General features: G+C 63.9%; 8 protein-coding genes. 1 reads left to right on the forward strand and 7 read right to left on the reverse strand.

The window, feature by feature from the left end; all coding sequences use genetic code 11:
- Positions 1–26: 26 nt before the first annotated feature.
- The 7 genes from CBM981_RS13200 to CBM981_RS13230 form a co-directional block, all read right to left on the reverse strand.
- A complete protein-coding gene (locus CBM981_RS13200) occupies positions 27–905 on the reverse strand; it encodes a sulfotransferase (RefSeq protein WP_087068777.1) in 879 nt (292 codons plus the stop codon).
- Positions 905–3,232: an N-acetylneuraminate synthase family protein gene (locus CBM981_RS13205; RefSeq protein ID WP_087068778.1), complete on the reverse strand. Its 2,328-nt coding sequence runs from the start codon at positions 3,230–3,232 to the stop codon at positions 905–907. Before CBM981_RS13205 ends, CBM981_RS13200 begins: the two co-directional genes overlap by 1 nt.
- 134 nt (positions 3,233–3,366) lie before the next feature.
- Entirely contained in the window at positions 3,367–4,695 is a 1,329-nt protein-coding gene (locus CBM981_RS13210; protein ID WP_087068779.1) for a DUF6716 putative glycosyltransferase, read from the reverse strand.
- On the reverse strand, positions 4,692–5,738 hold the full coding sequence (locus CBM981_RS13215) for a DUF6716 putative glycosyltransferase (RefSeq protein WP_087068780.1): 1,047 nt from the start codon (positions 5,736–5,738) through the stop codon (positions 4,692–4,694). The genes CBM981_RS13210 and CBM981_RS13215 overlap by 4 nt, the downstream gene beginning before the upstream one ends.
- On the reverse strand, positions 5,735–7,033 hold the full coding sequence (locus CBM981_RS13220) for a DUF6716 putative glycosyltransferase (protein WP_087068781.1): 1,299 nt from the start codon (positions 7,031–7,033) through the stop codon (positions 5,735–5,737). The genes CBM981_RS13215 and CBM981_RS13220 overlap by 4 nt, the downstream gene beginning before the upstream one ends.
- Entirely contained in the window at positions 7,030–7,788 is a 759-nt protein-coding gene (locus CBM981_RS13225) for a cytidylyltransferase domain-containing protein (RefSeq protein WP_087068782.1), read from the reverse strand. The genes CBM981_RS13220 and CBM981_RS13225 overlap by 4 nt, the downstream gene beginning before the upstream one ends.
- A 34-nt stretch (positions 7,789–7,822) precedes the next feature.
- On the reverse strand, positions 7,823–9,910 hold the full coding sequence (locus tag CBM981_RS13230) for a capsular polysaccharide biosynthesis protein (RefSeq protein WP_172820900.1): 2,088 nt from the start codon (positions 9,908–9,910) through the stop codon (positions 7,823–7,825).
- A 194-nt stretch (positions 9,911–10,104) separates the two neighbouring features.
- On the opposite strand from CBM981_RS13230, the gene CBM981_RS13235 reads away from it, so the two are divergent.
- Positions 10,105–12,126 (forward strand): 1-acyl-sn-glycerol-3-phosphate acyltransferase, encoded by a 2,022-nt coding sequence (locus CBM981_RS13235; RefSeq protein WP_225867400.1) that lies wholly within the window; start codon positions 10,105–10,107, stop codon positions 12,124–12,126.
- Positions 12,127–12,139: the final 13 nt, after the last annotated feature.

The raw sequence follows: 12,139 nt of genomic DNA on the forward strand, positions 1-12,139 counted from the left end.
GGGGCGCCGATTGGTGGGATGGCTCATCATAATTTCCAGTAGTCCAGGGGCTTGCCGATGTAGCGGAGGAAGAGCTCGGAGTCGGGTCGAATCTGGCGGCTGATCTGCCATTTCATCCACCAGGGCCAGGTTGGCTTCTCCACATAACGTCTCCCCTGCTGCCCCGCCTCATTGACCATCGGCAACGTGGTGCCATCATTCAACAGGGGCTCAACAGGACCACCGACACCAAGGAACTGAAGAACCCGCTCCAGAATTGGTTTCGGGGAGCTGAGAAAGTCTTCAAACGTAAGGCAACATATCTGGTCGTCAGGGAAATAGGTGCGGAACTGGTTGATACGCTCGTAATAGAGAGAACAACCAATCACAAGACGCTTCAACCGTGATGTCTTCAATAGCCGCTCAAAGTCCGCGGTATCAGGATGTTTGCCCTTGATATGACGCCACTGAGAAACGATACGATCCAAGGGGTGTCGCACCATATAGATCAGCTTGACGCTTGGGAGATAGGTGTGGATCAACGCCGCCGTATGTTCGAAGCCAGGCAAGGGGCTGCTGTACATCGTGCTTCCCTCCCCTCTCAATCTGGATTCTGTACCTCCCGAGAAATGATCGGCATACCAGGCCCAGCCTCTGTCGTAATGGCGACCGAAGAACTTAGGCTCCTTAGGCTTGGACATGAAAATATCGGGATGGCGTCCCAGAACCCGCGTCAGGGTGGTTGTGGCTGATTTCGCCGCACCAACCACGATGAAATCAGGAAGAGACTCGGGAGCGATCCTGCTGACAACGGCACGATCAGCCCCTTCCAACCCCCTCTGAATAGCTGACAGCGTCTGCAACAGGCCAGGGTCGTCGTCATGCCTGACCTCACAGGCTGGGTCCCGCCAGGACTGCACAGCCATCAACGCAAGACCGACTGGCTGAGATCGGATTCGGCTGGATCCCGCTCAGCCAAGCGGTCCGACCCAGAGGCTGATTCAGGTTGGTCATGCAACTCAAGCCTTTCCAGGGCCAGCCAGGCACCTTCACCCTGGTTCTTGTGACCTTGCCAGATTTCTGGAATGAAGGAGGCTTTCGGAGCGTGGTCTCTCAACATCCTGAAGAGTAAAGGCCAATCAATATCACCGTCGTTCACCTGAAGGCCTTCACCATCAACCCCTCGGGCATCGGCAAGATGGAGGTGAGCCGTAAGGGGAAGAATCCGCTCAAGAAAACGGTGAAAGGATTGTCCCAAGTGATTGCAAGCCAATTTTGAATGGGATACATCCAGGCAAACGCGGTAACCATACTGCTGACAAAACGACTCGATAAAGTCAGGATCAACAAATAGATTGTGAAACCGCTGTCCCCCAAAGTGCCAGGGGAAAGGTGGCATGGTCTGCGGAATGATTTCGACACCTTCGCTCGTGAGTTTCCCAAGACTATCGACGAGCGCCTCCAACATGGGGCGGCGATCGTCAGGGCACAGGTGCTGATGCGCTGAAAAGCCTCCTACGTTCGTAACCAGGAGAACGTCCTCCGGGCACTCAAAGCGGTCCTTGAGTAGGCGCGCGATCGTGATGACACGCTGCAGCTCACGGATGGAGTGATTGCGGTAATCTTCATCCAGGCTACAGAGGTCCAGTGTATGGTCACCCGAAAAGAGTTCCGGGGCGTGAACAACTAAGCCGAGCGGCACAGGCTCGGGGACAGCCTTATCGAGCGGAATATCGAGATCTTTATAGCTGAGGTGAATCTCCACCAGATCGAGATTGCTGGACTTGCTGAAGAGAGCAAGATCATGATAACGCACTGGCACCCCAAAGGGATTGAAGAAATGATAGTTGCGCGCCTTTACGCTCCCATCACCAAGATCGGATTCAAAGAAGAAGTCTCCCGGTTTCTTATCGCAGTTGAGAGTCTGTCCCAAAAGGTCTTGGAGTCGGTATGGCTGAAGGCCTTGGCCAGGGCTCTGAACACGCACCATGCTTGGCTCAATCCGTGTTCCCCGTGGAATCGAACAGGCGGCCACAAGGCTCTTGGCGAGGATTTCGCGGTTCATCAGTTCGCCCTGACTGATGGCCCGTTCGGCATCGCTGCCCATGGATTCCTCCACGGCCCTGATGGCCTCAACCATGCGCGCAAAGTCGCTGGGGAGAAGGCTCACCTTGTGATCATTCCCCTCCATGCTGGGATCGAGGGTGATGTGCTTCTCCACCACCGTGGCTCCCAAGGCGACAGCGGCGATGGGAACCTCGATACCCCGTTCATGACCTGAATAACCCACCGGCGCATCGGAGAGCTCACGCAGGCGGGCCAGGTAACGCAAGTTGACATCCTTGTAGGGAGTCGGGTAGGTGGAATTGCAGTGCAGCAGCGCGAAAGGGGCGCCCAGCTTGCGCAGATGGCGAATACCACTGCTGATTTCCAGCTCTGTCGCCATTCCCGTGGAGCAGATCAAGGGCTTGCCCGTAGCAGCGATGGCACTGAGCAGGGCATGATTGGTGAAGTCGGCTGAGGCGACTTTGAATGCCTCCATACCCCAGCGATTCAACTTCTCCAGACTACTCAGATCCCAGGGAGTGCACAGAGGAATCATTCCCTTCTGAGCCGTATAGTCGAAGCAGCGATACAAGTCGTCATCACTCAGCTGGAAGCGCTCGAGCAAGTCCAGGGTGTATTGCGTCCCGAGATCTGATGACATGTCATTGCTATCACCAGAGTTCACATAGAGATTCTTCATCTCGCGCATCTGAAACTTCGCACAATCCACGCCAGCCGCAGCCGCTGCGTCGATCAACTGCAATGCCAGGTCGAGGCTGCCATTGTGATTGTTGCCTATTTCAGCAATGAGAAAACTGGACGATCCCTCTCCAATCACACGTCCGGCAATGCGCAGCTCCCGGGCCCCTTCCATGGCGACGGCCGCAATGCGGCCATGGCTGTCCAGCAGGGGAATCAGCTGAATCTGTGGACTGAACAACGGCAGCAGTTCAGCCGGGCTCATCCCGATCAAGCCCGTGCGGCAGCGAGGGTTCATCGCCCGTGTGACGGGAGCGTTCAGATCGATGCTGCTGCAGTCCGCCACCCAACGGCGAAAGTCACCATCGCTCAACACCCCCTGGAGAATCCCACTTTCCGACACCACAAAGATCAGCCGGGACTTGTTGGCGGTGATCTTCGACAGAGCCGTCAGAACCGTGTCTTCGGCAAAGACAACAAATTGGGTGAAGTTGCGCTCGATCTGCATGCGTTACCCTTTCAATGCCGGTGTCTGGTTCAATGCCGGTTAACGGTTCCTCCTTGCCGTAACTTGTCACCCTGAGATTCGCTCCCTCGAGAGTTCTTCCCGCAGCAGACGAATCGCCCCGAGTCCGGGCCAGCCTACAGGCTGAACCTGGGTGTCACCAGAAGCAAGATACGCCGCCAGAGGCGGTTCCGGGCCCGCACGGCGGCGAGCCTGCGCTGGATGTTGCCGTGATCGGGGCGTTGCAGGGCGGCCATCTCCAGAAGCCTGGCCGCTTCCAGGTAGTCCTTGGTGGCAATGGCCTCCTCGGCGTTCAACCGCAGCTGGTTGCTGGAGAGATCGGCCGAGTTCACCACGTAGCCCCGCTGCTGCAGCCCCAGAGCCGGCTCCCTGGGGTCCGGGGCGGCGCACGCGCCCACGGCCCTGGCCTGGATGGCGGAGAAGAGGCTGGCCGGTGAGAAGCTCGGGTCATAGCCCACCCAGCGCAGCCAGTCGGGGTTGCCTTGGCGGTCCACCAGGGCATCGAGATCCTGGACGTCCTCAAGCCTCACCATCAGGTCGGACCCACCGAAGAAGTGGGTGCCCAGGTCGCTGCGGAGGCCGAAGTCCCCCACGAGGAGCGGGGTGCAGCCATGGTCAAGGGCATCGAAGAACGCCGTGGAGGACAGGGTGGCGAACAGCCGGCTCTCCCTCAGCAACTGGGGAAGCGGGCTGTAGGAGAGCACGAGGTTGGGAGGGAAGGCCGGCGTGACACGGGCGAGGGTGTCGCTGATGTGCTCGCCGATGTCATGAAACGTTGCTTCATGGCGGGCCACCCGGGGCTTCATCACGATCCGCCAGTCCGGGAAGCGACGCGCCAGACCCACCAGCAGGGCGACCAGCCGCTCCCGTTCCTCCAGCCGGGCCGGCATCGCCACCTGTTCAGCGAAGACGAGCTGACGCAGCCTGGAGGATGGCGCTGGAGGGGCTGTCACCAGCGATCGGCGCAGTCCCGTGATCACCGTGGCCTGGCCGTGGTACGGGGTAGGCCCCACCATCCGCTCGAAGCGCACCTGGTCCCTCGGGCCGTTGAGGCAGATCAGGTCGTAGCCCAGCCGCCAGGTGACGGCCTCCTCGAAGCGCTCGAGCACCACCCCGTTGAAGCCGCAGAACAGCAGGGCATCGCGGTCCGGGTGCTGCTGGCGCGAGCGGATGTAGGCACTGCGGAACGCGGCGATCTTGCTGCCCGTCAGAAACACGCCGATGCCGCTGTAGCGGCCCAGATCGGCATCCTGGAGCAGAACCCCCATGCTGCGCTCCTGCACGGTGCCCAGGCGATGCATCCGCTGCTTCACCGCCTCGGGGGTTCCCTCGCGGGGTATGAGGTTGATGGTGAGGCGGATGCCGCAGGCAGCGTGGTCCCGCGCCAGGGCTTCGCAGTAGAGCAGCTGGCTGTCGGAATCAGCGATCAGCAGCACCGAGCTCATCGTTCCGCCCCAGCCTGAGGGCCCCGGTCGGCCCTGGCGGCCAGCCAACGGACCAGGGGCCCGGCATCCGGCCGGATGGTCCAGCCCATCTGACGCAACCACTCTGGGTTGGGGGCCGGCAGGTCACGAAGCTCCTCGAGGCTGTCGCAACCGGCCAGCCTGCCCATCAGTCCCGAACCGAACAGCAGGGGGCCGTCCATATCGGTGCGAATGCCGTAGTCACCCAGCAGCAGCAGTGGCAGGCCCAGGGCCAGGGTTTGCCAGAGCAGCGGGCTGCTGATCGTGGCGCAGACCCCCGCGCTCCGGAGGCTCTGCCGCCAGATCTCCGGGGGAGCGGCCCGAAGCGAACGGTGACTGGCACGACCCTGGAGCAAGGCGCTCATGGCCGGTCCATCCTCCTCCGTCCCGGCAGCCGGGGCGGGGTGGCAAAACGGGTCAGCCTGGAGGATCAGCTCCCAGCCGGGGGAGTTCGCGCATAACCGCTCCAGCACGGTGAGCAACCGTTCCCGCGCCCCTGGAGCCGGTGGGAGTCGTTGCTGTTCGAGAAACACGAGCCGTCTCGGCAGGCCATTGGGGTCCGGGGAGGCCTCCGGTGGGGAAGACCCGGATTGGCCCCAAGGTCCCAGCAGCACCGAGGCAGGCGCAGGGTGGCCACTGGTGCGCAACAGGTCGTCGAGTTCCTCCTGCTGGCGGGGCCCGTGCAAGCAGAGCAGATCCACCCCAAGCCTGGGCAGAAGGTCGGCCGTGAGTGCATCCCCCACCAGGGGGGTGGTGGGGCCACTGAAGACAGCCACGGAGCGGCCGCCCCGCAGGGCACACGCCTGGCGCAGGCGCCGCAGGAAGCGTGGCAGGCACTCGGGAGCCGCGAACAGGCCCACGGCGTCCAGATGGGTGAGCAGGTCGCTGACGCTCAGGTCGTCGAGATCGAGCGGGGCTTCCTCGAACACCTCCACACCCCGGTGGCGCAGGGCAGCGGCGAGACGGCCGCAGGCAGAGCTGGCCAGAGCGGTGTCTGCCACCAGCAGCACCCTGATCGGCCTCATCGGCCCCTGACGAAGTTCTCCACCCAGCGCAGCCCCAGCAGCAGATCCCGCAGGTAACGCACCACGTTCTTGCCGCGGTGGGTGGTCTTGAGACGGGAGCGGTTGCCGGCGCTGGTCAGCATCCGGCGACCTCCGTGCCGCAGGGCATAGCGCTGCCATGGCTCCGTTCCCCACCCCGGCGGTCCCGGAGTCAGGCCGGCCACCGCAGCGGAGGGCACCCGGCCCCGTTCGAGCCGTTCAACGAGCGCCTCGATGAAGCGCGCGCTGCCGTCCTGACAGCGGCCATGGCTGTCAAGCCAGGATTCGTCGTGGATCGGGGTGAAGGGATCGTCGATGATCGCCTCGAAGCTGCGCACGGTGTTGGACCCCATGAAGTAGTGGTTCCCCAGGGTTTCATTCACTCCCAGATCCGCCACGATCCGGGTGCTGATGCCCATGGCCATCGACTCCATGGCCGCCGTGGAGGACACGGTGATCGCACAGCCACACTGCCGCAGCAGGGCCAGGCTGGGCTTGTAGTTGATCTGCAGGTTGGGCGACTTCCTCATCAGCTTTTCAATCCGGCTGGCCATCTCCCCATGCCTGCGGTGGAGGGTGCGCTCCACCCCGGACGTCCGCGGCTTGAAGATCACGGTGTGGTCGGGCCAGCGCTTGGCAAGATCGTTGAGACGGTTGCAGATGTAGTGACGCTGGAGGGGGTTGGCCGGAACCGAGGGCTGCTCGAAGAAGACGATCGTCGGCTGGTCCCCACGGCCGCGTCGGCCCGGGTGAAGATTCCAGAGGATGGGCAGCCCGGTGACCACCGCGTTGTCGGAATTGAGCCCCAGAGCACGGCAGGCCTGCACGTAGAGATCCAGATCCACCGGAGAGTTGAGACAGAGCAGGTCCACCCCGGAGCGGTCCATCATCCCTTCGATCTGATGGCGGAACAGGATCCCCGGATAGGCGCTGATGGTGAGGGGCCAGCCCCCGGGCTGGACGTCGGCACGCAACAGCAGCTCCAGTTCACGGGTGCGCTGTCCGTCCAGCCCGAGCACCAGGGCATCGAGATCGGCCAGGCTGGAACGGATCTGACGCAGAGCCTGCCACTCCTGGCGGACGATGGTGACCCTCGCATCGATGCGCTGGATTTCCAGCAACTGGCGGCGGGAGAGCCGCCGGCCCTGCACCTCGAGCAGGTAGAGGGTGGTGCGGGCCTGCTCCCGCCGGCATTGCGACAAGATCGTCATCGCGGTCTTCCCGAAGGAATCGAAGCTGGCGATGGCCGCGATGCGTCGCCCCTCCAGCCTCGTCATCGCGCCGATCCCCCAGGCTGGGCCGGATCCAGCAGTCCGGCCAGCCGCTGGCAGAGCGCCAGATCGTCCGGAGTGTCGATCTCCGGTGCCGGTCCCTCGACCGGCACCGGCAGGAGTGGAGGCACGAACCGGGTTTCCGCTGCCAGGAAGGGACCGGTGCGCAGGGCGTAGATCGCGCCGGTTTCGAGGTAACAGGGAGCGAGATCCTGACGCCGCTGCCGGGGGCGGCTGGCGTCGTGGTTGACCCCGAAGCCCCAGCCTTGGGCATCAAGACCCCAGAGAAAACCGTGCCAGGCCGTGACGGCGAAGGCCATGTTGGCCTTCGAGGCCTGCAGTGCCGCGAGCACGCGGTCGATCTGCCCGCTGGTGGTGAAGGGGGAGGTGCACTGGAGGAAGACGAACAGGGGCGGCAGCGGCCCCGCCTGGCCCAGGTGGTGCAGGGCATGGAGCAGGGCGGACTCCGAGGTGGCCGCATCGCCCGCCAGCGACGGAGGCCGGTGCACCACCTGAGCCCCGGCCGAGGAGGCGGCCTCCGCAATGGCCGTGTCCTCCGTGCTCACCACCGCCCGGTCGATGGTGGAGGCGGCCTTCACCGCCTGGATCGTGCGGCAGATCAGGGGAACGTCCCCCACAGGCTGCAGATTCTTGCCCGGGATGCCCTTGGATCCTCCGCGCGCCGGGATGAGAGCCAGCGGGGGAAGGGCCGGATCGATGCGAATGCCAGGCTGCTCACGAGGTTGGATCTCCGCTTCCATCCCCAGGACCCCGGGGCCCGCACGCTTCGAGAACCTAGCAGCGCTCATCGGGAAGCCAGGCCCGTAGACGGGCCCGCGCCTGGGCGAGGCGGAAGCACAGCGGAGGCGGGAGTTCGAGGCCCAGCACCTCGAGCCAGCGCGGGGGCATCGCCGGGGAACGGCGGGGCAGGGCACCGTCCCGCAGCAGCCCCAGTTCCTCCACGGCCCGCTCCGGCGTGGTGTAGGCGCCGGAAACCAGGCTCAGGTAGACGGGGTAATGGATCAGCGCGGCGTAGACCAGATCGTCGAGCTGCAGCTGACGCCCCCGTCGAGAACACTGCAGCTGATCGACGCTGAGGCCCCAGCCCGCATAGAACGGCAGGCCCCAGGTGGTCACCGGGATCCCCCGCAGAAGGGCCTCGAATCCGGTGATGGACGTGCGCACATGCACACCGTCCACCTCCTCGAGCAAGACCTCCATCGGCGCCTCAGCCAGCACCAGGTCGCAGTGGTGGCGGGCATCGCGCTCCCCGGGGCCGGGGCGCTGACGCCCGGAGACCACGTCCGGGTGGGGCTTGTAGATCAGGAAGGCGTCGGGATGGGCAGCGCGAACGGCGCACAGCAGCGCAAGGTTGCTGTGCACGCTGGCATCGGCCGGCACGCCATAGCGGATCGACAGATCGACCTCCACCTGGCCGGGCACCAGGAGCACGGAGCGTCCCGCCAGATGGGCAGGACGCTGCCACCGCGGCGCTCGCAGGTTGTACTTGGTGAGGCGTGAGGCCACGATCCGCTGCCGCAGGGCCGCCGCACGCCGTCGTTCTGCCTCCGTGAACGGGTGTGTGGCCAGATAGGTCTCCAGATCGCTGGGAGCCGAGGCGTCGTAGTAGATGCCGCTGTGGTCCACCACCCAGGAGATCGGTGGTACCCAGCGCAGCCACCAGCCCTGGCCCACGGAGCGGAGGAAACCGTCCTCGGCGTGGATCAGGGGCACCCCAGCCTGGCGCAGTCCTCTTCCCACGCGGTTGCCCCACACCAGGGCGCGGCCATGTTGGGCCCGCCCCGGCGGGGCGTGAAAGCCCCGGAAGCGAAGCCGCCGAGGGGTCAACCCCCGCTGGAAACGGCGCACGGCATTGCGCTTCCAGCCGGCGATGCCGAACACCTCCAGGTTGCGCGGCACGGCCGCCCGCTGACGGCGCTGGAAACCCACCTGGGCGATCAACCGTTCGGGGGTGCTGATCTGCCCGGTTTCGGGGTCCAGGTAGCGGCCGTACCCCACAAGGCAACTGTGCACCAGGGTGTCCAGATCGGTGTCGCCCCGGCGGGCTCCATGCTCCGGAGCAGCGAGCCGGTCGCAGGTGAGTCCCCACCCTGCGTAGAACGGCATTCCGAAGCAGTGCACGGGCTTGCCCCAGATCAGGGCCTCGAACCCCATCTGGGAGGTCACCACGTACACCGCAGTGGCCGCTTCGAGCAGGCCGACAGGATGGCCGCCATCGATGCAGGCATGGACGCGGGGGTGCCGAAACAGTTCCGGGGAGAAATGCCCCTGACGCCCCCCGCCCACCACGGCGGGGTGGGTCTTGATCACGATCGTGTGGTCCGGAAAGTCGTCCAGCGCCGCGGCCACCATGGCCTGGAAGCTGGCGGCGGTCGCGGATCCGTGCACGATCGCGGCATCATCGGCCACCTGGTCCACCACCAGCACGAAATCCTTCTCCGGTGGTGGCGACTCGGCGGCGGCGTTCACCTTGCTCACCCTGTGGTGGCGCCAGGCGGAGACCAGGTCCCGGGCGCGGAGGCGCTGCGCTGAATCGATCCCCGCGGCGATCAGGGCCTCCAGCCGACTCGGACGGGAGCTGTCGTAGTGAATGCCGCGATCATCCAGGACAATTCCCAGCGGAGGTGCACCGGGCCCCGGATCCACCGAACGGAGGAAGGCATCCTCCGCGCGCCAGAGGGGGAGGTGGTGGTGGCGGGCGAACCGTTCCCCCCAGCGTCCGCTGGGTCGACGCCCCCAGACGAGCAGGGCGTCAACGGCCTGGTGGGAACAAGCCCTGCGGCCCAGCACCAGACGGGCAGGGCTCAGCAGCGACTCCAGGGTGCTGTGGGCGAGAACGAGTGGATCGGGGATGCCGAGCACCAGGTCTGCCGCTGACCCCGAAAGCAGAGAAGGCAGGGTGGGGGGAGGTGCCTGCGGCGGGCTGTTCCCCATACCTGGCCCTGTCCCCGCATGCTGGCCGAATCCTAGGCCTCCGCACCTTCCGCGCTGCCGGAGGGCGCATCACCACTGGGATTGCCCCCGGCCCGTGGGAGGATGGCGCCAGGGCCGCAGGTGTGGCATTGGCCAGCGTTCAGGTGCAGATCGAAGGTCCCGTCCTGCTGCTGATGGGTCCCATCGGTCTGTTCTTCTCAAGGCTCTGGCACTACCTGGATGATTCGGGGGTGCCGGCCTACAAGATTTCCTACCCCCTGCACGAATTCGGCTTTCCACATCGCGCCAGAATTCCATTCCGCGGCTCCATGCAGGAATGGCCGGAATTCCTTCGTGATGTGATTCAGAAGCAGGGGATTCGCCATCTGTTTATGTATGGCGACTTCATCGACCCCCATCGCCTCGCCATCGAAGTCGCCAAAGAGATGGGGATCGACGCCTATGTATTTGAGCTGGGCTATGTCCGCCCAAACTACGTCACTCTCGAGCGCGATCGCGTCAACTGTCGATCAAATCTCAACCAGCCGGTGGAGTTCTACGAGGCACTGCCACCGGTTTCCAGCCTGCCCCAGGCACGGCTGGATCCCGGTTGGCGATGGCGCAAAGTATGGAAGGCTCCCACCTTCATCCAGCATGCCTTCACCCGCTACAGAATCATCGAAGGCGAGCATAAACTTCAGCCATCGCCAAGATTCCTGTGGTGCCAGGTGCGGGGATCAGTCCGCTATTGGATGTACCGACTGGAGGAGCGAAAACTCAAGCGCCTCCTGGTGGAGAACCTCTCATTTTTCCTGGCCATCCTTCAGGTTTCAAGCGACTCCCAGATCACGATGGGGTCAGGATTCCGTGGGATGCACGACTTCATCGAAACCGTGGTGGTTTCGTTCGCCGCCAATGCCCATCCATCGGATCATCTCGCCTTCAAACACCACCCTCGCGACCGGGGCTACAACAACTACAAAGCCCTGATTCGCCTTCTGGCTGAGCGCGAAGGTGTCACCGGTAGAGTCCACTATTTCCATGACGCGCCCCTCAGCGCCTTCATTCGCACGTGCCGTGGCGTCGTCACGGTGAACAGCACAGTTGGGCTTCAGGCCCTCTTTCATGCCGCACCCACCAAGGTGCTGGGTGAAACCTTCTACAACCTGCGGGGCCTCACGGATCAACAGCCCCTGGATGGTTTCTGGGCTTCGCCCCAGCCCAGCAGCAGGCCGCTGTTCTACCGGTTCTACCACCATCTGGTCACCACCACGCAGATCAACGGGAACTTCGATGGCGAGTTCCCCTTCCGGAACACCTTTCCTGTTTCACCCACCGCCCGTTCGAGTTCATTCCCACTCGCGAGCGCCGCTCCTCGGTTCGAGAAGTGGGTGATTCCATTCAGAGTGAGCTACCGCCTGCTCTGTTTTGTCGCGATGTACATCGCCTATGGCCTGGAGCTGCTGGCGCTCAGTCTGGGAATGCGCCGCGCGGCCAAGCGCCTGCTCACCAGCGTTTCACGCTTCGGGCTCCGGGCTCTCGGCATTGATGTGATTGTTGATGACAGTCTGGTCCAGGCGGGTGATGCTCAGAGACGGGTACACATCTGGAACCACAACAGCCCTTTCGATGTTTTTGCCATTCAGGCTTATCTGAGCATGCCGGCTGTCACGACTTCCGGACTCCACCTCAATCGTCTGCTGCCGTTTTTCAACCGGTCAGCGAGCAATGCAGGACACGTGCTGCTCGACCACCGGCAACCTGATCAGCGACGCAGCAGCCTCTGGAAAGCCTCCCAGGTTCTGGAACAGCACGGTCAGCTGATGATTGCCCCGAATGGATCCCTGCGCACCTCGATACTGCAGCGAGCCTCCGCCAGCGCCTTCCTGCTGGCCAGGCGCCATCAGGCCATCGTGGTGCCCTGGTGGTTTGAATACCGGGGGCTGGAAGGAATCGACGCCGCCACGCTCTACAAGCCGCTCCGGCTGCTGGGCCAGCGGTTGTGCGCCCCGAGGGCTGTGCTGCACTGTCGTCAGGGGCGTGCCGAGGATTTACGCCTTGGCCCCGGCGAAAGCAACCGGGATGGCTTCTCGCGGCGGGTGATCGCTTACTACGCCCAGGATGCGGCCGGTTGGGCGGACTCCCACCAGAGCGTCGCTTCCTGACGTCGCTGTCTCT

This window comes from Cyanobium sp. NIES-981 (assembly GCF_900088535.1).
Lineage (GTDB): Bacteria > Cyanobacteriota > Cyanobacteriia > PCC-6307 > Cyanobiaceae > NIES-981.

What these genes read in the sequence shown, in the direction of transcription:
- CBM981_RS13210 (WP_087068779.1), bottom strand. Translation starts at nt 4,695, where the DNA reads ATGAGCTCGGTGCTGCTGATCGCTGATTCCGACAGCCAGCTGCTCTAC.
- CBM981_RS13205 (WP_087068778.1), bottom strand. Translation starts at nt 3,232, where the DNA reads ATGCAGATCGAGCGCAACTTCACCCAATTTGTTGTCTTTGCCGAAGAC.
- CBM981_RS13215 (WP_087068780.1), bottom strand. Translation starts at nt 5,738, where the DNA reads ATGAGGCCGATCAGGGTGCTGCTGGTGGCAGACACCGCTCTGGCCAGC.
- CBM981_RS13200 (WP_087068777.1), bottom strand. Translation starts at nt 905, where the DNA reads ATGGCTGTGCAGTCCTGGCGGGACCCAGCCTGTGAGGTCAGGCATGAC.
- CBM981_RS13220 (WP_087068781.1), bottom strand. Translation starts at nt 7,033, where the DNA reads ATGACGAGGCTGGAGGGGCGACGCATCGCGGCCATCGCCAGCTTCGAT.
- CBM981_RS13225 (WP_087068782.1), bottom strand. Translation starts at nt 7,788, where the DNA reads ATGGAAGCGGAGATCCAACCTCGTGAGCAGCCTGGCATTCGCATCGAT.